This window comes from Salinisphaera sp. S4-8, from assembly GCF_040361235.1.
Taxonomy (GTDB): domain Bacteria; phylum Pseudomonadota; class Gammaproteobacteria; order Nevskiales; family Salinisphaeraceae; genus Salinisphaera.
In genome coordinates this window covers 357,070-378,486 of sequence record NZ_APNF01000003.1, presented here as the reverse complement: position 1 = coordinate 378,486, position 21,417 = coordinate 357,070, and the positions used below count along the sequence as shown (strand labels likewise).

Genomic DNA, 21,417 nt, shown 5'->3' with positions numbered 1-21,417 from the left:
AGGTAAGCGTCTTATAGCGCTTTTTTGGTCAGTTCGAAGATGCCGCAGCCGTAGTGGCAACCGAAATTCGACTCGACCGCTGCGTGATCGTCCAGCGACTGGAAGGGGTGAAAATCACCCGCGTCGTCCACGAACGAAAAGCTCTGGATATCGTATGTAGGCGTCAGCCATTCCAGCAGATAATTCAGCGAAAACACCCGATGCGCGTTGAACTCGACGCGCTGCGGGCCGATGGGCGTCGACAGGTAGAGCGTACCGCCGGTGCGTAGCAGCCGCGTGAGGTTGCGAAGGCCCGCGCAGTGGCCGTCGTATTGAATACGGTCGCCGTAGCGCCCGAGGCCGAAATGCTCGATGGCATGCAGACAGGACAGCGAATCCGTGCAGCCGACAAAGTGCTCCGGCAGGTCGTGCGCCAAATCGATCTGCTGAAACCGGATGTTGTGGGTGTTCGCGATCAACGGCCGAATGTCGAAGACCTCCACCGGCCGAAAGGCGGCTACGTGGGCGACGAAGCCGTCGATTCTCGAGCCTACGTCGACATGCCGTTCGGGCGCGGCATGAAAGATGCGGTTGGCAACGAAAATATCCTGGTGGAAATAGTGCCCTTGCGCGGTGCCGCTGGCGGCATCCTTCTCATTCAGGATCGCGAACGTCGGCCCCATGGCGAAGTCGCCGCCGTCGGCCGGCATCTGGGACAGGAATTCACGGCGGTCGCGGTGAAAATCCAGCTGGCGCGTGACCTGGCGTTTGAGGTTTTTCTAAGCGTTCTGACGACGTTATTCTTCTTCATGGCAGGGGCGTACGAAAGCCAGTGAACAAGATACAGCCTAACTGCTGTTACATGGCAGGCGCCGCGCGCCGATCGGGTCGATGGTTGCCCAGCGATCTGGCGCCTGCAGACAGCGGTCCGGCCGGGATACGATGTCTTTATCGACCATCGCGCTTGCCGTGTTCATGAAAGCCATTATTCCTGAAGGATTCGGGCCGAGCGTCCGCCTGACCCTGGGCGAGCGCAAACGGCCGGTGCCGGGCAAGAACGACGTGCTGGTGAAAGTGCATGCCGCATCGGTCAACCCGAAAGACTGGAAGCTCAATCTGACCCTGGCGCGCGCAGCGCCGCCGCTGGGCCGGCGTCTGATCCCGCCATTATTCGGCGACGATCTGGCCGGCGAGATCGTCCAGCTGGGCGCGGGCGTCGAGGGCTTCGAGGTCGGTGATCGGGTCTATGGCATGGATATGCGCCTGCGCACCGCCACCCTGGCCGAATATGCCGTGATCGATACGCGGCGCATCGCGTTGATGCCGGCAAATACCGGTTTCATCGAGGCCGCGGCCGTGCCATTGGCCGGCCAGACCGCATTGCAGGGGCTGCGCAAAGGGCAGGCCGGGCCCGGGCGGTCGGTGCTGATCATTGGGGCGTCGGGCGGTGTGGGCAGTTATGCCGTTCAGATCGCCCGCCAACTGGGCTGTCATGTCACCGGCGTGTGCAGCACGCGCAATATCGAGCTCGTGCAATCACTCGGCGCCGATGCGGTCATCGACTATACCGCGGGCGATTATCGCCAGCCCGCACCCGGCCAGCGGCGAGCGTTCGATCTGGTATTCGATGTCACCGCGTACGAAACGCCGGCCAGCTGCGGCGCATTACTGGCGCCAGCGGGCTATTTCATCTCCACTATGGGCCATGCGCGGCCCGCATTGCGCACGTTGCTTTCGCGCCGGCGCAACGCCTCGCTGCTGCGTGTCGAGTCCTGGACGGCGGACCTTCAAACCATCGGCGAGTGGATGACCGCCGGCGCGGTGCGGTCGGTCATCGACAGCAGGTTTACGCTCGCCGAGGCGCAGCAGGCCTACGAGCGCAGCCGCAGTGGCCGCGCCCGTGGCAAGATCGTGATCGCGGTGACGCCCGGCTGAGCTGCGATTACCCGTTAATGCGCGGTCTGTTTGGCGTAGACGGATTCCGCCGCTTCCACGATTTCATCCAGTTCGGCGAGCAGGTGGGCGTTGTTCTGCTGCCAGGGATGGAAGCTGTATTTGAAGTAGGCAAAGTAGTGCGGCAGGGCCTTGCGCAGCGCGCCGGGGCCGCCGAACAGGTAGTTGGCGAGCTTGAGGTGGCCGCGCCAGCCGGCCTTGCGGCAGGCCGGATCGGCAGCGGCCAGGGCGCGGTAGGTCATGAACACGCGGGGCCAGAAGTTGGTGGTGGTCAACAGCATGTAGCTGGCGCGCATGGCATAGGCCTTGGGCCCGCGGCCTACGCATTTTTCGTAGACATCGAAGGCCACGGCCTTGTGTTCGACTTCCTCGAGCGCATGCCAGCGCCACATACGTTCGTAGTGGGGCTCGGAGCCGGCAATGAGATCCGGGTTGCGGAGCAGGACGTCGCCCAGCAGCGCCGTGTAGTGCTCCAGGCCGATGGTCATCAACAGCGGTACGACACGCGGCGCGCGTTCTTTGATTTCGTCGAGCTTTGCCTTGACCCGGCCTTCGATCTCGCCTGCGGGCAGACCGGCAGCATCCATGACCCGGTTGTATTCGGTGTGCTCGCGGCTATGCATGGCTTCCTGGCCGATGAAGGCCGTGGCCGCCTTGCGCAGATCCGGGTCGGGGATGTCGTCGCGATAGGCGCGCACGGCATCGATGAACAGCCGCTCGCCGGCCGGGAAGAACAGCGACATGGCGTTCATGAACTGGGTGACGTTGGGCCCGGCCTTGTGCCAGTCGCAGACCCGGTCGGCCGGCGGAAGAAAATGCAGGTCGCGGCGTTCCGGCATGACCGGTCCGCTGTAGCCCGAGCCGTGAATATTGACTTGCGCTTGCCGATCGCTCATGACAAATCTCCTGCACCTGTGGCGCGTCGTATCGATCGTTTATCGGGTTGGCCGTATGGGAAAACGTGTATCGTCGGGCGATACGTTCTACCATGTAGCCAATTGGATACTCAATGTATCCAGCTGGATACTTGTTCGTCAAACCCTGTTATGACATCGCAACGCCTGATCTCTGCCGATACGCCGCGCGGTAAACGCCGACTCATCGAAGCCGCGGCCCGGCTGGCCATGCGCAAGGGCAGCACGCGCAGCCTCGTTCTGCGCGAAGTCGCGCGCGAGGCCGGGCTGAATCACAACACCTTCTATCGCCATTTCGACGATGTGCCGGGCATGATGCTGGCAATCGTGGACGACTTTGTCGGCGAGCTGCGCCAGGGCCTGCGGCGTGAGCTCATGCGTGTGCCCGCGGGTGAAGTGCCCTCGCCGTGGGTTGTCGGCTGGTTCTTCGATTTCGCGCTCGAGCACGATGCGGTGTTCACCGTGGCCTTTCGCGAGCGCTACGGCCCGCCGGGGCCGCTGCGTAAGCGGGTCGTCGATACCATGGCCGCGATCCGCGAGGACATGATCGTCGATTTTCAGACGCTCGGCTGGCTCGTCGAAGCGGATATCGACGACGACCTGCGTGCGCTCATCGACATCATGGTCAACGAGGTCTTTTGCATGGGCCTGGACCTGATCGACGACCCCAACCGTCGCGAGCGCATGCTCAAAACCGCGTCCGGGCTGTTTTCGCTGGTGATCGCACGGTTGGGTCACGCGCCTTGAATAGCGCCGCCGGGGCCGGCGGTGGTCGTGCGGTCTGTCCAGGGTTGCGAACGTCTACATTCGTTTGTGGTCAAGTAACTGCGTCGTCAACGATTGCTGCGCTGCAGCGCGTTTGGCTGTCGCGCCTATCGCTTGAGCACCGAGGTCCGCGCCTGTCGCATGATTATTCCGACCGTTCCGGGGTTCCGGCATATTCTGACCGGGATATGGTGGCCGTTGTTGTGGATGTTCGTCTGGGACGTATTGATTACGCTGCTGTATTTCGCCCAGCCCGAGCGCTACCAGGATTTTCAGTCCAGCGCCTTGTCGCGAACCACGCTCACGCTGTTTGGCACGGGCATCGTGTTGTTTCTCGGTTTTCGGTCGAATTCGGCCTACGCACGTTGGTGGGAGGGCCGCGTGCTGTGGGGTCTGATGATCAACGCCTCGCGCAATATCACCCGTTGTGCGCTGGCATTCATCGACAGCGCCGACGCCCGTGCCCGCGAACTGCGTGAAGCGATCGTGACCAACCAGGTGGCCTATGTGCATGTTCTGCGCTGCCAGCTACGCGGTACCGATCGCGCGGTACCGGCGTATCGCATACTCGATGCGAAAGACGCCGAGCGCATGCTGGAGATGAGTAACGCCGCCAACGCCCTGCTCAACGAAAACGCCCGCCTGGCGGGCCAGGCGCGGGCGGAGGGCTATATCGACACCATCCAGCAGTCGCGCCTGGAGGCCGTGAATATAGATATCGCCAATGCCCAGGGCGGCATGGAGCGAATCAAGAATACGCCGTTGCCCATGCAGTATCGGTTGTTTCCGCAGATGTTCGTGCGGCTGTTTTGTATCCTGCTGCCGATCGGCATTGCGCCGTATCTGGGAATCTTTACGCCCATCGGCTCGTCGCTGGTGGCGTTGATGTTTCTGGCCGCGCTGCATATTGGCGATGAACTGGTCGATCCGTTTGCCAACAACGCCCACGATCTGCCGTTAGAGGCCATGTGTACGACCATCGAGATCGATTTGATGGAATCGATTGGCCGACCGGCACCACCCGCGGTCGAACCGGTCAACGGGGTGCTGTGGTAGCCCGTCCGGCGGGCCGGCGAGCGGGCCCATCAATTCGCCGCGGCTGTGGCCGATAAATCGTGCGACGGCGCCGCCCGGATACCCGGCCCGGTATCGCGTGACCCATGTTTCGCGTTGGCCGGCTGACCCGTGGCCGGGCCGACTGCATAACTCAACAACGGCAGGCGAGCGCCTGCATACGCGATGCTGACACGCTGGGCCAAACGCTGCTGGGCACTGGGCGCGCCGGATTCCCCGCCGGCGCTGCGACGCCGCGTGATGCTCGTCAATCAGCTCGCCGCGTTGGGTTTTGTGACCACCGTGCCGTATCAGCTGTTCTACGGGCTGACGTCGTTGTCGTACTACGCGCCCGTGTTCGCCAGCAATATCGTGATCATGGCCGGCTATGCCTGGACGCTCTGGGCGAATTATTGCCGTCGGCACGATTCCGCCCGCGATTTCGTGGTCACCGTGGCCATGCTCCATCTGGTGATGGTGACCTGGTATGTCGGCCGCGATCTGGGCGTGCATCTGTTCTATTTCACGATCGTGAGTATTCTGCCGCTGCTGTTCGAGCGCGCACACACCCGAACGCTCGCCGCGCTGGCACTGATCAACGTCACGCTTTTCTGGCTATGCGATCGCAACTTCGGGTTTGCCGAAGCGCGCCTGGTCGTACCCGATGCGGTACTAACGGTAGCCTTCGGTTTCAGCGCGGTGGCTGCCGTCGCACTCATAAGCGCGTTCATGACGCTGTTTCGCTATCAAATCCGTTTCGCGGAAAAGAAGCTGACCGATTCCAATCTGGAACTGGCCCGCCTGAGTGCGACCGATGCCCTCACCCAACTGCCCAATCGGCGCGCGGTGGACGCGTTTCTGGCCAGCTGGAAGAAAAAGGCCGACGCCGTGGTCGGCGTCGTGCTCTGCGATATCGACTACTTCAAGCTTTACAACGACCACTACGGACATTTGCGTGGCGACGAAGCCCTGGCGTCGATCGGTGCCGCACTGCGGTCGGTCACGCGTCGCGATTTCGATCTGGTTGCACGCTTTGGCGGCGAGGAGTTCATCATCCTGTTGCCCCAGGCCGACCGAGCCTACATCCGCGACACGGTCGAGCGCCTGCGCGCGGCCGTTCAGGCGTTGGCGATTCCGCATGGCTACCGGCCGGATGGGCTGGCCGTGGTCACGGTGAGTATCGGCTATAGCCAGTTCGAAAGCGCCAGCAACGAGGCCGAACCATGCCTGGCCTCGCCAATCGATGCCGCCGACAAGGCGCTCTATCGGGCCAAGGATGAAGGCCGCAACACGGCCACCAGCGGGTTTCTGCAGGCTTGAATCTGGCCAGGGCGCGCGGTCCGGCGCAGCGCTAAGCGGGATCGGCCGACAGGCGGCCCTCGTATTGCGCGCATCAGGCCGGCGGGATGGTCAGCAAGCGTGCGGTAGATGAAAGCGCCCAGCCCGGGTTTGCCGATCGCGTGGCTGCGTATCCCCGTCACAGTCGCAACGGCCTCAGCCTCGGTTCAAATGATTGGTCGCGGACCCGGGCGCGCCGGCATGGTGCATAGAAAAAAGCGCAGCCCGAACTTGGTCGGGCTGCGCTGTGTTTTATCAAAGGCGGTGTCGGATCACGCCATGGCGAGCTGAGCTGCCGCGGCGCCGGACGCACTGTGCTGCGATGGGACAGGCGCTGCCTGCTCGGGCGTTGCGCCAGCCTCGCCAGCGTCGACGGTAAACTGGCCGACTTCGCGCGCCATTTCCATGGCCTGCGCGTCGAGCGACTTGCTTGCTGCGGCCACCTGCTCGACCAGGGCCGAGTTTTGCTGTGTCACCGACTCCAGCTGTGCGATCGCCTGATTGATCTGCTCGATCCCCTGCGACTGTTCGTTCGTCGCGCCGGAAATATCGGTGACAAGACCGGTGACCTCGCGGATGCGCTCCGCGATCGCAGTCAGCGTGCTGTGGGTTTCGCCCACCAGTTTGTTACCGGTATCGATGGTTGCGACATTGCGCTCGATCAACTGGCGTATGCGTTTGGCTTCGCTGGCGCTACGGCTGGCCAGCTGGCGCACTTCCGAGGCGACCACCGCAAAGCCGCGCCCATGCTCGCCGGCACGTGCGGCTTCCACCGAAGCATTCAGCGCCAGCAGGTTGGTCTGGAAGGCGATGCCGTCGATCGCTTCGATAATATCGGTGACTTCCTCGTTGGCATTATGAATATCGCCCATTGCCTGACGCGCATCGTCGGCGATCGACCGCGCCTGGCGGGCCTGCTCGGACATGTCATCCGACAGCTGCTGGGCGCGGCCGGCGTTTTCGGCGGTATGACGTACCGTCGAGGTGATTTCTTCCAGGCTGGCGGCCGTTTCCTCGATCGATGCAGACTGCTGCTCGGTACGTTGTGCCAGGTCCTGATTGCCCTGCGAGATCTCGCCGCTGGCCACTTCCACCGACTGAGCGCTGCGCTGGATATTTCTGACCAGCTGGGCCGTGCTTTCGGTGGCCTGATTGAAGGCCACGTAAAGCTGCGACAGTTCGTCGGTGCCGGGTACCGCCAGGCGTTGACTCAGATCGCCATTGCGATGGGTGATGTCATGCAGCGCCTGTTTGAGCGGGCGTACGATCGCACGCACGATGGCCACGGTGAGTGCCAGCGTCAGCAGCGCCGCGATGACCGCGATGGCGATATAAACCCACAGATCGCGGCGTGCCTCGCTGCGCAGTGCCTGGGCAGTGGTCATGATTTCGGCGGTAACCGCGTCTTCCACGTTCTTGAGCCGGCCGATCTTGACCGTCTGCCATGCGAACCATTGCTGCGGGTCGACGCCGAAACCGCCCTGGGCGGCGCGTTCGATGGCCAGATCCCGCAGGTCGTTCAAACGCTCGATTTCCGGCCCGGAAACAGCCTGCTCGTACTGTTGCCGCATGGTGGGTGAAGCAAGCGTCTTGAAACCTTTAAGAAATGCCGCTTCGGCACCGATCAACTCCAGGAATCGGCGATACAGGGCAGGCGACATCCGGTCGGCTGCAAACGCGTTGGCCAGCAGGGCGCGCTCTATACCGGCCAGATCCTTGGCTTCCAGCAGCTTGTAGTAGGCCGATATAGGCCGCGCCACATGCGCTTCGCTTGTGATATGGCTGAGTTTTCCGGCCACGCCCATGAGCGCCCCGTTGGTGCCGGTGTAGTAGGCAAGCGCGTCGCCAAGGGAGATCGAGAGTGCATCCACCCGATTGCGCATGGCGGACGTCTCATCCAGGCGCTGGCGGGCGGTATCGATCTGGGCGCGCAGGTCGCTGCCGAGTGCGCTGTCATCGAGCGTGGCGAGCTGGTCGATGAACAAATCGGCCGCGCTATCGGTGGCCGGGCGTTGTTCGCGCAGCTTGTCGCCAAAGGTCTGGCCCTGGCTGCCCAGAAAACCGGCGGTCATGCCGCGCTCGAGCTGTAGTTGGTGAACCAGGTTGCCGGCCTGCTGAGCCACGGCGGTCAATGATTGCAGGCGGTCCATGTCACCCACCATCTGCTGGCGTTGCACGATCCCGGTGATCGCGAAGTAAAGCATGGCCAGCGTGGGCAGAGTCAGTGCCAGCATGAACTTGCGACTGATCCCGATACGATGCAGCAGATGTGTCATGTTTGGTGAAAGAGCTGGGGACGCGTGACGAGCGAGCACGGGCATATCTCGCCAGTTGCCGTTGATGCCAAAGGTGCGTTCATCCAAGGCTTCTATCGGCAGCAGTCGGAGGGGGTTTAATCCGGCACGCTTTGCCGCGCCCTTTGGGCTGTGACGCCTTGCCGCGACTTGCCCAGCGTTTTTACGAGGCAACGCGTGGTAAGTGCCTGCCTGCGCGGACGCCGGCGCATGGTGATGGCCCGGCCGGCGCGGTGCATGACTGCGGCAGGTGAGCGTGGCGAGCGGGCAGTCGCGAGCCCGTGGCGCCAACCGCGCCCCCAGCCAATGACTGGCGGCGGTGCGATCAGGGGCGCCTAGCCCGGATCGCGCTCGAATTCACTCGCCGCGTTCATGATGTCGTCGAAATCGTCCTGTTGCTCGGCGGCGCGATCGGCCATGGCATCGAGATCGTCGGTGGCCGGCACGTCCGTGCGTGGCGGCGCCGGCGGAGCGTTGTCGAATGTCGATGCGCCGTCATCTGCAGCGCGCGGTGGTTTAGCCGGCGTCTTGGTGTTTTTGCTCGCGGCGGGCTTGGCGGCGGTATCCGGTTTGGCCGACTTCTGGTTCTCGCTGGCCGTCGCGCAGATACACACCTGGCCGTCGGTCCACACGACCTGGGTGATCTCGGCGCGCCATTGCTTGTTGGCGCGGGTGACGATCTGCACGCTATCGCCGACCTGAACGGGCTCCTGGGTCTTGCAGCCCCAGTCGCCGTTGCGCAGTTTGCAGGGGCTGGCTTCGATCAGATCGTTTTCACTCATGGCGGCGTTTTGCGTATTGGCAGGTTGTCAGGTGAGTCGTGCGCGCAACGCTATGGGGTTTGGCGCGTGATTTCCAGTCTTGCGCTGGAGCGGCCAGCGCCTGTATTCAAGTGCGCGCGCTCGAGTCGCGATCCGCACGGCGCAGCCCGTCGATGAGCACATCGATCATCGGTGCGACACGTTGCTGCCAGTCCGGCTCGGTCTGGATCAGGCACATGCCGACCACGGCATGCAGCAGATCGCGTGCGCCCAGCGCATCCCGTAGCTGATCGTGGGCGATACAGCGTGCAAGCAGGCCGTCGAGCGCCTCGACCAACCGTGCCGAGGTGGCCTGCGATACGGCCGATTTGGTTTCGGCCGAGATCGCCAGCGCCGCGATCATGCCGGTCTTGGTCGCCACCAGCGCGACCAGCGCCTGCAGCCAGTCGCGCAGGGCGGCGGCCGGATCGGGCGCGTCGGCAAGCGCGGCGGCGCGGGCCGCGAGTTGATCGACCTCGCTTTCGTAGACTGCGGTATACAGCGTTTCCCGCGCCGGGAAATGCCGGTACAGCGTGCCGATGCCCACGCCGGCCTCGCGCGCGATCCCTTGCAGACTGGCGTTCGCGCCTTCGGCGGCGAATACGGTACGTGCGGCCGCCAGCAGCCGTTGGCGATTGCGGCGGGCATCGACGCGTTGGGCGCGCGGGCGCGTTGTTCTGTTCACCTCGTTACTGGCCATGGTCAACGTATCTTTACAAAGCGGAGGATGCCTCCGTATATTGCCTTGACGCCCTGAACGCACGCGGTTCGCGTGTCACGGCCCCGTTCCTGCTGCTCATTTTACCGGAGGCTGCGCATGTCGCTGTCCATTCAAATCACTCTCAACGGCGAACGGCGCAATATCGCGCTGGACGATCCGCGTATCACGCTGCTGGATCTGCTGCGCGAGCGCCTGATGCTGACCGGCACCAAGAAAGGCTGCGATCGTGGCCAATGCGGGGCCTGTACCGTGCTCGTCGAGGGGCGGCGCGTGAATGCCTGTCTGACACTGGCCGCCAGTCTGGAAGGCGCGCGCATCGAAACCATCGAAGGCGTGGCCACTGGCGCGGCGCTGCACCCGGTGCAGCAGGCGTTCATCGATCACGACGCCTTTCAGTGCGGTTTCTGTACGCCCGGTCAGATCATGAGTGCGATTGGCCTGCTGCGCGAAGCGCGCGTACACGGGGACCCGGAACGGGTACGCGAACAGATGAGCGGCAACCTGTGTCGCTGTGGTGCCTATGCCGGCATCGTCGAGGCAGTGCTCGATGCCGAGCGCCTCACGGCACGCGAGACGGAACGAGGTGTGGCATGAATCATTTTGACTATGTCCGCCCGGCCACCATCGAAGAAGCCGTCGCCGCGGCCAGCGAGCCGGGTGCCGCCTATCTGGCTGGCGGTACCAACCTGCTCGATCTGATGAAAGGCGGGGCGGTCACGCCGTCGCGGCTGGTCGATATCACCCATTTGCCTGAACTCAACACGATCGAAGGCGACGACAGCGGCGGCGCGCGTATCGGCGCGCTGGTGCGAAACGCCGACCTGGCCTACGACGACAATTTTGCGCACGACTTCCCGGCCGTGGCCGAGGCGCTGCTGGCCGGCGCCTCACCGCAGCTACGCAATGCCGCCACGGTGGGCGGCAATCTGTTGCAGCGCACGCGCTGTGCCTATTTCTACGATCCGGCCAGTGCCTGCAACAAGCGCGTGCCCGGCGCCGGATGCGATGCACGTGGCGGGTTGAACCACAACCATGCCGTGTTCGGCTTCAGCGATGCCTGTATCGCCACGCATCCTTCCGATTTCTGTGTGGCGCTGGCCGCGCTGGATGCGGTCGTCGAGATCGCCGGGCGTGACGGCGTACGCGAGGTCGCGCTGACGGACTTTCATCAACTGCCGGGGGACACGCCGCACGAAGAGACGGTGCTGGCGCCGGGTGAGCTGATCGTCGGCGTGCGCCTTTCGGGCGAGGCGGCTGCGTTCGCCTGGCATTCGCGCTATCTCAAGGTACGCGAGCGCACGTCCTATGCCTTTGCGCTGGTCTCGGCTGCCGCCGCGCTCAAGATCGACGACGACGGCACGATTACGGATGCCCGCATCGCGCTCGGCAGCGTGGCCGCCAAGCCGTGGCGCGCACACGAAGCCGAAGCGGGCCTGATCGGCACGAGCGCTGGTATCGAGGCCTTCGCTGCGGCCGGCCGGGCAGCGCTGGCTGGTGCCGCGCCGTCCGGCGACAACGCCTACAAGATCCAGCTCGGCCAGAACGTGGTGGCCCGCGTGCTCGCGCGTGCGGCTGCCGGTACACCGCGCGAGTTGCCGGCACTGCCCGCCGCGCCTTTTGCCACCGAAGTCGGAGAGCTCGCCCATGTCTGATTTCGCCCCCATTACCGCGCCCGCGCGTCAGCGCCAGCAGGCGAGCATCGGCCAGCCGGTCAAGCGCCGCGACGGCGTGGCCAAGGTCACCGGCAGTGCCACCTATGCGGCCGACAATCATCCGCAAGCCATGCTGCATGCCGTCATGGCGGTGGCCACCATCGCCAATGGTCGTGTCGTCGCGCTGGATGTCGACGCCGCGAAGGCACACCCCGGTGTGGTCGAGGTGATGACGCCTGCAAACCGGCCGCCGCTGGCCAAGAACCCCGACGATCGCGACACCCCGTTCATGTTCCGGCTCGACGTGCTGCAGAACGATCGCGTGCGCTATGCCAACCAGCCGATCGCGGTGGTCATCGCCGACACATTCGAAGCCGCGACCGAGGGCGCGGCCCTGCTCGCGCCCCAGTACGAAATCGAGCCGGCCCAGCTCGACATGCATGCTGATAGCGAGGCGTTCGTGCCCCAGGCCGTCGGCCCCGGCGCGCCGGCCGAAAGCCATGTCGGCGATATCGATGTGGGGCTGGCCGGCGCCACCCGGCGGGTCGAGGCGACCTACGACACGCCCGCGCAGTACCACAACCCGATGGAGCCGCATGCCATCGTCGCGACTTGGGACGGCGACAAGCTCACGGTGGATACGCCCAGCCAGGCGATGACGATCGCGCGCGGGCGTCTCGCCGGGCTGTTCGGTATCGATGCCGACGATGTGTTCATCCGCAGCCCCTATCTGGGCGGCGGTTTCGGCTGCAAGGGCGCACTGATGAGCCCGCAGGTCCTGGGAATCCTGGCGGCGAAGCTGGTCGGGCGACCGGTCAAGCTGGTGCCGACGCGGGCGCAGATGTACGGCCCGCTCGGCCATCGCGCGCCCACCAGCCAGACGCTGCGTCTGGGCATGGATGACGCCGGCAAGCTCACCGCGTTGGCGCACCACGCACGCACCACGTCATCCGTGTTCGACGAGTTCTTCGAGCCGTCCGCGAATATCTCGCATACGCTCTATGCCAGCCCGGCGATCTCGACCACGCACGATGCGGTGCGCGTGCATACCGGCACGCCCATGTTCATGCGCGGCCCCGGCGAGGCCAGTGGCTCCATCGCGCTGGAATCGGCGATCGACGAGGCTGCCCATGCCTGTGGCATGGACCCGCTGGCATTCCGGTTGGCCAACTATGCCGACGTCGAGCCGATCTCCGGCAAGCCGTTTTCGTCCAAGCGTCTGTACGACTGCTATGCGCAGGGCGCCCAGCGCTTCGGCTGGGCCAAACGCGTGCTCGCCCCGCGTTCGATGCGCGACGACAACGGTCTGCTCGTCGGCTGGGGCCTGGGTACGGCCACGTTCCCGGTGATCATGTTCGAGGCCGAGGCACGAGCGATAATCCGGGCCGACGGCACCGGCGTCATGGAAACCGGCGCCCAGGACATGGGGCAGGGTGCCTGGACCGCACTCGCCCAGATCGCAGCCGACAGCCTCAAGCTCGAACTCGATCAGACCGTGTTTCGGGCCGGCACCTCCGATTTGCCCGATGGCGGCGTGGCCGGCGGCTCCGGGCATACCGCGACCGTGGGTAACGCCATCGATGCGGCGGGTCGCGATGCCATCGCCCGGCTCATCGAGATGGCCATCGCCGATGTCGAGTCACCCCTGCACGGCGTGGCCGCCGATCAAGTCGAGGCGCGCTGGGGCCGGCTTCAGGCCGGCGATGATGCAGCCCGTAGCGAAAGCTATGCCGATATCCTGCGCCGCGCCGGCCTGCGCGAACTCGTCGGCCACGGCCGCGGGCGTGCGGATGCGGATGTCGGCGAGCGCTATGCCATGCATGCCCACGGCGCGGTGTTCGCCGAGGTCAAGGTCGATCCGGATCTGGGCCAGATGCGCGTCACGCGCATGGTCGGCGCGTTCGCGGCCGGGCGGGTGATCAACCCGCGCATGGTCGAAAGCCAGTTCTTCGGCGGCATGATCTGGGGCCTGGGCTTCGCGCTGCACGAAAAAGCCGACACCGACGCCCGAACGGGCCGGATCATGAACGCCGATCTGGGCGAATATCACGTGCCGGTCAATGCCGATGTGGCGAATATCGAAGCGCTGATCGTCAACGAAGACGACCCGCACGTAAACGTGCTCGGTATCAAGGGCGTGGGCGAGATCGGCGTGACCGGCAGCGCCGGCGCGATCGCCAACGCCGTCTGGCATGCCACCGGCAAGCGTATTCGGCGTTTCCCGATCCGGGTAGCCGATATGTTCGCCGACGGCGCGACGGTGGGTTGAACGCCGCCGCGCCGGTTCGATGAGAAGGCCGGCATCCATCACGTGGGTGCCGGCCTTGGCTATCTGTCGACGACGGTAAGGCGACGCCTTTCGAGACGGCTTCAGTCGCTGCAGTTGCGCTCGGCCGCCTCACCGGCGAATCGGGCCGCAATCCAGGCACGCGCATCCTCGAACGAGGCCTCGACCGTGCCGCGATGGCCCTCCGGCGGCGTATCCGCGTTCTCGATCGTGTAGCTGCGATAGTCGACCGGCGCGCCCAGGTTGCAGGCCTTGGCGACCGCCTGATCGGTATACACCTTGGGCACGATGCGATCGTTGGCGGCCTGTAGTACCAGCAACGGCACGCTGGGGTAGACATGTTCGCTGCCGCCGAAGACATCGAGCACATCGTAGAGCGGCTGATAGTTCGCGTCGGCTTTCAGGAACTGCGCGGTGGTGAGATCACCCAGCGCATCGGGTTTGCGCAGACCGTTGAGGCAGCGCTCTCCGGCCAGCTTCAACACCGCCTGGCCGGCGTCCGTGGTCAGTGCCTGTGGGTTCACGGTGTCAGCCGAGGCCGCCGCGCCTTCCAGCACCAGGGGCAGAAACGGCGAGGCCGGCTGGGCTGCGTGGGCCTGGAAATACTGGATGATGGCTTCCAGATGCGAGGCCGGCGCGAGCGCGACCGCGCCGACGAGATGCAGTTCCGGTGCATAGGCTTCGCCGCGCCCGGCCGTGAACCACGCCGCTTGGCCACCCTGCGAATGGCCCATCACCAGCCAGTCAGTACTCAGGTCGTCGCTGAGCGCGCGGGCGGCTCGCACGATATCCACCGCGTTGCGTGCTTCGGATTCGCCGTTGAGATACGGATGTGGCCCCGGCGTGCCCAAACCCTGGTAGTCGGTCTTGACCACCGCATAGCCCAGCTGCACCCAACGATCGAGCGTTTTGTTGATGCGGTCCACATAATCCTTGTCGCGATAGCCGACATCGTTGAGCGACGGCGCACAGACATCGGCCGTGCCGGTCGTGCCGTGCGTCCAGCTGATCACCGGCCAGCCGCCCGCCGGCGCTTCGCCGGGCGGAATGGCGACTGTGCCCGACACCGCGATCGGGTCGCCGTTGATATCGGTCGAGCGATAGAGCACCAGATGGTTGCTGGCGGCGTGGGGCAACGCGGCATCGTTGGTGAGTGCGCGCGAACGAATCACATCGCCGGCCTGGGCGCCCGGCAGGGGCGAGGGTGGTGTATAGAACTCCGATACCACCGCTCCGGGCGCCGTATCGGCCGGTGCCGCCAGGGCGGTCTGTGCGATGGCCACGGTCGTACTCACGGCAGTCAGTGCCGCAAGCCATGTCGTGGTTAATGAACTGCCTCGTCGAACCATTGCTGTCTCCTCGTTATCGGCGCTGCGCGCACGCTTGTTGGTTATGAGCGGAGCAAACTTTACCCGAGCGACCCGAAGCGGCGTTGCCGATGCGTAGCCGGTGCAGCAAGCGCACAGAGAACTACGATCGGCAACGGCGATACGAGTGCGGCAGGTGTAATCCCGTGCGCGTTTGTATGACCGCCCGAGACTTGCATTCGCGTGCCCGATTGCGTTGTCTCAAGCCTTGGCGGCACAGCGCCGCAATGGGGCCGCTTATTCGGTGCCGGTCACCCGTCGCCAGGTTTCCATCAACTGACGCCCTGACTCTCCGTTGTCTTCGACATAGGAGTCGTAGATCGGCTGCATCTGTTCACGGAGTGCAGTTTTGTCCGACTCGGAGACTTCGACCACGTTTTCGGCTTGTGCGACGACCTTGTCATGCAGCGCCTTTTGCTCAGTGGCGAAATGCTCGCGCGACCATTCAACGGTGCGATTGACTGCCTGCGTGATCACGTCGCGTTCTTGGTCGCTCAAGGCGTCGTATTTCGCCTTGTTCATCAGCAACAGGTATGGCGCACGCACCACCGTGGCGGCCAGGTAAGTAGGTGCTACGTCAGCCAGTCCATAGTTCACATACGACGACCACGTGGTGGAGATTCCATCGACGGTGCCGGTCTGTAGTGCCAGGAATTGTTCTGCGGCGCTGAGCAAGACGACCGAAGCGCCCAGCTTGCGCAGTGCGACGTCCGACAAGCCGCCGGCGCCGCGCAGCTTGCGGCCCGAGATGTCGGTTACCGAGCGAGCGGGGTTGCGCAGGAACAGCTGGGCCGGGCCGGACGAGTTGATAACGCCCAGATACTTGACCCCGAACCGGGCGAACGTCTTGTCCATGAGGGCGACGGTCTTGGAATCCAGCGCCAGCTCGTACATCGCCTTGTCGTCATAGGACGGGGGCGGGAACGGCAGCGAGAAGATGTTGATCAACGGCACCTGGCCCGAAAGATAGCCTGCATAGACCGAATAGATATCCACGACGCCCTGAGAGGTCGCTTGCAGCGCCTCGCGGCCCTTGACCAGCGATTCGTTGGGGTAGACATCGACGTTGAGTGCGTCGGTGTGTTGATTGATCTGGTCGGCGAAATACTGCGCGGTCTTACCGCGGAAGTCCTCGGTCGCGAAATAATGACCCAGTCGCAGCGTCTGCTGCGCCCAGGCCGAGCCTGTCGCGAGCGTGGTCAGGGCCGCCATGGCCAGACATAGGGTTTTCTTCATCGTCATCGTTCATCTCCTCTTGGTCTTATGTCGTTCAATAGATAGCCAGGCCCGGAAAGAAACACAGCGCGATCAGCACGAGCACATACATCATCATCAGCGGCGCCGTACCCAGGATCACGTCGCGCAATGACGTCTCGGGTGCGCAGGATTTGACGACGTAGAGACACAGCCCGACTGGCGGGGTGACAACGGCAAGGCTCATGTTGGCCATCAGCACGATGGCGAACCAGACCGGATCGAAATGCAGGGCCACCACGGTTGGAAAGATCACGGGCATCGTGATCAGGATGATCGAGGTCACTTCGAGGAACATGCCGAGAATGAAAAACGCCAGCATGATCAGCGCGAACACGAGCCAGCGCGAGACCTCGAGTTCGACGACGAGCGCGGTCAGTTCCTGCGGCATGCGGGTGATACCCAGCAGGTAGCCGAACAGCATCGCCCCGACCAGCACGAACAGCAGCATGGCGCTGATCCGGGCCGAGGCATACAGCGAGCTGACGATACGTTGCCAGGTCAGACGCCCCTGGATCCCGGCGATGACGAATGCGCCTACCGCGCCCACGGCAGCGGCTTCGGTTGGCGTTGCGATGCCGGCGTATATCGAGCCGATCACAAGTACGATCAGCAGCACCACCGGCATCGACAACTTGATCGATTCGAATGCGCTCGCCGTATCCATCGGATCGCTGCGGATATCGGATCGACGCACCATGAAGCTCACGCAAACGCAGCACAGCACGGTAATAATCACCCCGGGCACGATGCCGGCCAGGAACAGATCGGCGATCGGCGTTTCGGTGACGACGCCATAGATGATTAGCGGCAGGCTCGGCGGAATGATCATGCCCAACGGGCTGCCGCCAGCGACCGCGCCTGTGGCGATACGGCGCGAGTAGCCGCGGGAGAGCATTTCGGGAATGGCCACGCCGCCGATTACCGCGGCCACGCCCACGGCGGTGCCACTGACCGCGCCGAAGATCGCGCAGGCGACCACGGTGGCCACAGCCTGGCCGCCGCTGATGCGTCCGAGAAAGCGTTCGACGGCAATGAACAGATCGCGCCCGATGCCGGTGGCGCCAATGATCTCGCTCATCAGGATGAACAAGGGAATCGCGGTGAGCACGAACTCGGATGTGGTGCTCCAGGCGGTGTTGGACATCGCGGCCACCGCGCCCCAGCCCCCCATATAGAACAGCCCGAGCAGTGTTGTACCGGCCAGCGAGAACGCCACCGGCACGCCGAGCAGGATCAAAAGCAGCAGTACGCCGAGAAATATGAAGCCGAGAAACATGCCGCTACTCCGAGCGGTATCGGGCACCGCTTACGGTGTCCCATAGGCCGATGACCGATTGCAGCAGCAGCGCCAGCGATCCGAGCGGGATGAGCGACTGCGGTAGCCACAGCGGGGTCGCGAGAATCGTCGAGGCACGCCAGCCGAAGGCATAGTTGGCTGATGTCATATGCCAGCCGCTCCACAGCAGGGCGGCGGCAACGACCGCGGCGATCGAGAACATCGCCAGGTCGGAGACGAGCTGGCCGATACGCCCGCCGGTCTCGCGAAGCAGATCCATACGAATATGCCCGTCGTTGCGCAGGGTCCAGGCCGCACCCAGGAACGTCACCGCGACCAGGAAATAGCTGGCGAGCTCGGTCACCCAGATGGTCGGCCGGCCAAAGAAATAACGGCTTGCGACCTCGTAGGTGACCGACAGCGCCATCGCCACGATCACCAACGCACACAGGCCGAATAACAAGCGGCTGAACGTTTCCAGCATGTTTCGGATAGCGGTCATTGATCTCCCCTTGGATGCCGGCCTCATCCGCCTCGCACGCAACCGGTTTTGTGTTCTGATTTCGATAAAAGCTACACAAGCTTTGACAAACTGTATACTGTTTTCGCTAAAGAGTATCCGCCTGTGCACCATTCGAGGCACGAATCGAACCGCTATGAATTTGGACGAAGAACAATCGACTGAAACGCAGCCGTCTGTTTCTCAATCAGAAACAGTAACCAAGGGGCTGGGTCGGGATATCATGATCGGGCATCGAAAGCCCGGCGATTTCCTGTCCGAGGCGCAGATCGCACAGCAGTACGGGGTATCGCGTACACCGGTTCGCGAGGCGATTCGTACACTCGCAGCCGATGGCCTGGTGACGCTTCGCCCGCGACAGCGTGCGGTGGTCAAGGGGCAGACGGCTGCCGAGATACTGGATCAGTTCGAGGCGATGGCCGAGTTGGAAGCCGCCTGTGCGCGTCTAGCCGCTCGGCGACGTAGTAGCGACGAACTCGCGCTCATGGAACGACACCAGGCCGAGTGCCGGGCGCGCTGTATCGATGACGATCCGGCCGACTATTACGAGGCCAACGTACGCTTCCACGAAGCCATTTACGCCGCCTCGGGCAACCAGTACCTCGGCACCCAGACCTTGCGTCTGCGTGATCGCATGTGGTTCTTGCGCATCACTCAGGGACGTTTGCCTGGGCGCCTGGCGGAATCCTCTTCGGAGCACGACGCGGTGCTCGACGCCATACGCGAGCAGAACGAGGACCGCGCAGCGAACGCCATGCGCACGCACCTCATCCTGCAGGGGGAAAGCCTTCACACGATGTTGAAATACACCAACGCAGCCGGCGTGGTGCATATCTCGGAGATGCGTTCGACGATCGTCGAGCAGCTGGGACTGGACACGGGAGCGCGTGAATGAGTGTCTCAAATACGCCGGGCGTCACACTGCAGATGGCCGACGGTATCGCACGTGTGACCCTGTCGAACCCGGCGCGCCGCAACGCGATTACCCGGGGCATGTGGTTGGAACTTACGCAGATCACCGAGCAGCTGGCCGCGCGCGATGATCTTCGTGTGGTGTTGATTCGCGGCGAGGGCGATATTGCCTTCGCCTCCGGTGCGGATATCAGCGAATTCGATGAGTCGCGCCGGGATCCGGCCCAGGCCGAGCAGCATACGGACATCATCCAAACTGCCCTGGATGGCCTTGCTTCGATTCGTGTGCCGGTCGTGGCCTTGATTCACGGATTCTGTATTGGCGCCGGGACCGCGATCGCGCTCGCCTGCGATATGCGCTACATGGACGACAGGGCGCGTTTCGGGGTGCCGGCCGCGCGGCTGGGTATCGGCTATAGCCCGAACTGGATCAAGCAACTGGCCGACGTGGTTGGCCGCGCAGTGGCCGCGGAAATCCTGACGACCGCGCAATTCTTCGACGCGGAAAAGGCTTTGCGCTGCGGTTTTGCAAACGAGGTACGGCCAGCCGCCGCGCTGGACGAGTTCGTGGAGACACAGATCCGCACGATCGCCGCCAACGCGCCGCTCACGCTAACCGCCGCGAAAATCAGCTTGCACGAGATATACGCCTTCGAAAGCGATCGTGACTGGCAAGCCCCGTTCGATGCGGTTCACGCCTGTGCACAGAGCCGCGATTACCTGAACGCGCTCACGGCATTCGCCAATAAACAGAAGCCGGTCTTTCACGGCCATTGATACAACGACGCTCAAGGTGAGGCCATTGATACCAGTCTCCACGCTCCCGCAATCGTTACGTCAGCACGCAATGTCGCAGCCCGATGCGCCGGCGCTGTGTTTTCATGCCCACCGCCAGGATTGCGCCGAGGCGTGGATTACGTACGCGCAAGCCGATGCTCGCGTGCGCCAGATTGCCGCGGCACTGCGATATCACGGCATCGCCCGGGGCGACCGTGTTGCCGTGCGGTTGGATAAATCTGCGCAGGGGCTTCTGCTTTTTATGGGCGTGCTGCGCGCGGGCGCGATCTATGTGCCTGTCAACCCGAGTTTCACCGCTCGTGAAGCGAACGTTCTGCTGCAGGAGTCCACGCCTGCCTTGCTCATCGACAACGACGCGCAGGCACTGAATCTGGAAGACGCTATCCGCTTGCGCACACTCAGCTATGACGACGGTGCCTCGACCGATCTGCTGAATGCGCCGGCGATGGATATCGATAGCGTCGATGAACCCGAGTCGGCGGATTATGCCGCCATGCTTTTCACCTCGGGCACGACAGGGCGTCCGAAGGGCGCGCCGCTGACGCATGCCAATTTGATGGCGAATCTCGATTCGCTGGCCACGGTCTGGCAGATCGGCCCAAGCGATCGCGTGCTGCATGTATTGCCCGTATTCCACGCGCACGGGCTGTTCGTAGCGGCGGCCATGCCCTTGCTGCGTGGCGCGAGCGTGATCGTCACCGAGACGTTCGATGCCGCGCAGACGGTGCAGCTGTTACCCGAAGCCACCGTCTTCATGGCCGTACCGGCGATTTACACTCGCTTGCTAGCACAGCCGGAATTCGGTCCGCAGGCATGCCGCAACCTGCGTCTCGCCACCTCGGGCTCGGCGCCGTTGTCACCAGAAATGTTCACCGCACTCGAACAGCGTATGGGGCTTAAGGTGGTCGAACGCTATGGATTGACCGAAACCAGCATTCTCACCAGCAACCCCATCGACGGCACGGCCACAGTCGGCTCGGTCGGCAAACCGTTGTCGATCGTCGAATTGCGGATCACCGACGCGCAGGGCAACGCGGTGGCCAACGGCGAAGTCGGCAGTCTGCAGGTGCGCAGTCCGGCGACGATCAGCCACTACTGGAACCGTCCCGAGCTCAAGGACGAGTGGACCGCCGATGGTTTCTTCGATACGGGCGATATGGGGCGTATCGACAAAGACGGATTTGTCTGGCTTGTCGGCCGCAAGAAAGAGCTGATCATTTCGGGCGGTTACAACGTCTATCCGCGCGAAGTGGAGAACGTGCTTGAAACGGTGCCGGGGGTCGACGAAGCAGTGGTGCTGGGCGTGCCGCATCCGGATTTCGGCGAAGGCGTGCTCGCCGCCATCCGCCGTACCGCCGGCGAGCCGGTGACCGAGGACACGATTAAGCAGCATGTCATCCGGGATCTGACCAGTTACAAACGGCCCAAGGCGATCGTATTCGTCGATGACTTCCCGCGAAACGCCATGGGCAAGGTCATGAAGAAGACGCTGCAACAAACCTATAGGGATATCTTCTCGGCGAGCTGATCT

General features: G+C 63.7%; 20 protein-coding genes. 11 read left to right on the top strand and 9 right to left on the bottom strand.

The features are described 5' to 3' along the window. Positions 1-11 precede the first annotated feature (11 nt). Positions 12-416, bottom strand: coding sequence for a DUF268 domain-containing protein (locus tag S4A8_RS06855; RefSeq protein WP_353219573.1), 405 nt, complete (start codon positions 414-416; stop codon positions 12-14). Between S4A8_RS06855 and S4A8_RS06850 the strand changes: the two genes are divergently transcribed. Together S4A8_RS06850 and S4A8_RS06845 are read left to right on the top strand one after the other, a co-directional pair. Continuing rightward, the gene (locus S4A8_RS06850; protein ID WP_353219572.1) at positions 408-815 is read left to right on the top strand and encodes a hypothetical protein; all 408 of its coding nucleotides are present in this window, start codon (positions 408-410) and stop codon (positions 813-815) included. The two genes, S4A8_RS06855 and S4A8_RS06850, sit on opposite strands and share 9 nt — an antisense overlap. A gap of 106 nt (positions 816-921) precedes the next feature. Further along, positions 922-1,914 (top strand): NAD(P)-dependent alcohol dehydrogenase, encoded by a 993-nt coding sequence (locus tag S4A8_RS06845; protein WP_353219571.1) that lies wholly within the window; start codon positions 922-924, stop codon positions 1,912-1,914. Between the two features lie 14 nt (positions 1,915-1,928). On the opposite strand, the gene S4A8_RS06840 is transcribed toward S4A8_RS06845, so the two are convergent. Continuing rightward, entirely contained in the window at positions 1,929-2,828 is a 900-nt protein-coding gene (locus tag S4A8_RS06840; RefSeq protein ID WP_353177565.1) for a metal-dependent hydrolase, read from the bottom strand. A 150-nt stretch (positions 2,829-2,978) separates the two neighbouring features. On the opposite strand from S4A8_RS06840, the gene S4A8_RS06835 reads away from it, so the two are divergent. From S4A8_RS06835 to S4A8_RS06825, 3 genes are all read left to right on the top strand, one after another. Next, the gene (locus S4A8_RS06835) at positions 2,979-3,593 is read left to right on the top strand and encodes a TetR family transcriptional regulator (protein WP_353177563.1); all 615 of its coding nucleotides are present in this window, start codon (positions 2,979-2,981) and stop codon (positions 3,591-3,593) included. Positions 3,594-3,752: 159 nt separating this feature from the next. Beyond that, the gene (locus S4A8_RS06830) at positions 3,753-4,667 is read left to right on the top strand and encodes a bestrophin family protein (RefSeq protein WP_353177651.1); all 915 of its coding nucleotides are present in this window, start codon (positions 3,753-3,755) and stop codon (positions 4,665-4,667) included. A gap of 183 nt (positions 4,668-4,850) precedes the next feature. Then, positions 4,851-5,984, top strand: coding sequence for a diguanylate cyclase (locus tag S4A8_RS06825; RefSeq protein WP_353177561.1), 1,134 nt, complete (start codon positions 4,851-4,853; stop codon positions 5,982-5,984). Between the two features lie 290 nt (positions 5,985-6,274). On the opposite strand, the gene S4A8_RS06820 is transcribed toward S4A8_RS06825, so the two are convergent. The 3 genes from S4A8_RS06820 to S4A8_RS06810 all read right to left on the bottom strand — a co-directional run bounded on the left by S4A8_RS06820 (position 6,275) and on the right by S4A8_RS06810 (position 9,796). Beyond that, positions 6,275-8,278 carry a methyl-accepting chemotaxis protein gene (locus S4A8_RS06820; protein WP_353177559.1) on the bottom strand — a complete coding sequence of 668 codons (2,004 nt, stop codon included), beginning with the start codon at positions 8,276-8,278 and terminating at the stop codon, positions 6,275-6,277. Positions 8,279-8,631: 353 nt separating this feature from the next. Beyond that, on the bottom strand, positions 8,632-9,078 hold the full coding sequence (locus S4A8_RS06815) for a hypothetical protein (RefSeq protein WP_353177558.1): 447 nt from the start codon (positions 9,076-9,078) through the stop codon (positions 8,632-8,634). A gap of 106 nt (positions 9,079-9,184) precedes the next feature. Beyond that, positions 9,185-9,796, bottom strand: a complete 612-nt coding sequence (locus tag S4A8_RS06810) for a TetR/AcrR family transcriptional regulator (RefSeq protein ID WP_353177556.1) — start codon at positions 9,794-9,796, stop codon at positions 9,185-9,187. A 117-nt stretch (positions 9,797-9,913) separates the two neighbouring features. Between S4A8_RS06810 and S4A8_RS06805 the strand changes: the two genes are divergently transcribed. From S4A8_RS06805 to S4A8_RS06795, 3 genes are read left to right on the top strand one after another with little or no spacing between them, the layout of a single operon-like run. After that, positions 9,914-10,411 carry a (2Fe-2S)-binding protein gene (locus S4A8_RS06805; RefSeq protein WP_353177554.1) on the top strand — a complete coding sequence of 166 codons (498 nt, stop codon included), beginning with the start codon at positions 9,914-9,916 and terminating at the stop codon, positions 10,409-10,411. Next, a complete protein-coding gene (locus tag S4A8_RS06800; protein ID WP_353177552.1) occupies positions 10,408-11,469 on the top strand; it encodes an FAD binding domain-containing protein in 1,062 nt (353 codons plus the stop codon). The genes S4A8_RS06805 and S4A8_RS06800 overlap by 4 nt, the downstream gene beginning before the upstream one ends. Beyond that, positions 11,462-13,738 (top strand): xanthine dehydrogenase family protein molybdopterin-binding subunit, encoded by a 2,277-nt coding sequence (locus S4A8_RS06795; protein ID WP_353219570.1) that lies wholly within the window; start codon positions 11,462-11,464, stop codon positions 13,736-13,738. Before S4A8_RS06800 ends, S4A8_RS06795 begins: the two co-directional genes overlap by 8 nt. A 101-nt stretch (positions 13,739-13,839) precedes the next feature. Here the strand turns inward: S4A8_RS06795 and S4A8_RS06790 are convergent, their stop codons facing one another. The 4 genes from S4A8_RS06790 to S4A8_RS06775 all read right to left on the bottom strand — a co-directional run bounded on the left by S4A8_RS06790 (position 13,840) and on the right by S4A8_RS06775 (position 18,158). Then, on the bottom strand, positions 13,840-15,051 hold the full coding sequence (locus S4A8_RS06790) for a lipase family protein (protein WP_353219569.1): 1,212 nt from the start codon (positions 15,049-15,051) through the stop codon (positions 13,840-13,842). A 309-nt stretch (positions 15,052-15,360) separates the two neighbouring features. Next, the gene (locus tag S4A8_RS06785; RefSeq protein ID WP_353219568.1) at positions 15,361-16,365 is read right to left on the bottom strand and encodes a TRAP transporter substrate-binding protein; all 1,005 of its coding nucleotides are present in this window, start codon (positions 16,363-16,365) and stop codon (positions 15,361-15,363) included. Between the two features lie 28 nt (positions 16,366-16,393). Next, a complete protein-coding gene (locus tag S4A8_RS06780; protein WP_353219567.1) occupies positions 16,394-17,656 on the bottom strand; it encodes a TRAP transporter large permease in 1,263 nt (420 codons plus the stop codon). 4 nt (positions 17,657-17,660) lie between these two features. Continuing rightward, the gene (locus S4A8_RS06775) at positions 17,661-18,158 is read right to left on the bottom strand and encodes a TRAP transporter small permease subunit (RefSeq protein ID WP_353219566.1); all 498 of its coding nucleotides are present in this window, start codon (positions 18,156-18,158) and stop codon (positions 17,661-17,663) included. Here S4A8_RS06775 and S4A8_RS06770 point away from each other — a divergent pair. The 3 genes from S4A8_RS06770 (at position 18,139) to S4A8_RS06760 (ending at position 21,414) form a co-directional block, all read left to right on the top strand. Continuing rightward, positions 18,139-19,071, top strand: a complete 933-nt coding sequence (locus S4A8_RS06770) for a GntR family transcriptional regulator (protein WP_353219565.1) — start codon at positions 18,139-18,141, stop codon at positions 19,069-19,071. The genes S4A8_RS06775 and S4A8_RS06770 overlap by 20 nt on opposite strands. Then, positions 19,068-19,865 (top strand): enoyl-CoA hydratase-related protein, encoded by a 798-nt coding sequence (locus S4A8_RS06765; RefSeq protein WP_353219564.1) that lies wholly within the window; start codon positions 19,068-19,070, stop codon positions 19,863-19,865. The genes S4A8_RS06770 and S4A8_RS06765 overlap by 4 nt, the downstream gene beginning before the upstream one ends. A 70-nt stretch (positions 19,866-19,935) precedes the next feature. After that, the gene (locus S4A8_RS06760) at positions 19,936-21,414 is read left to right on the top strand and encodes an AMP-binding protein (protein WP_353219563.1); all 1,479 of its coding nucleotides are present in this window, start codon (positions 19,936-19,938) and stop codon (positions 21,412-21,414) included. The last annotated feature ends 3 nt before the right edge of the window (positions 21,415-21,417 follow it).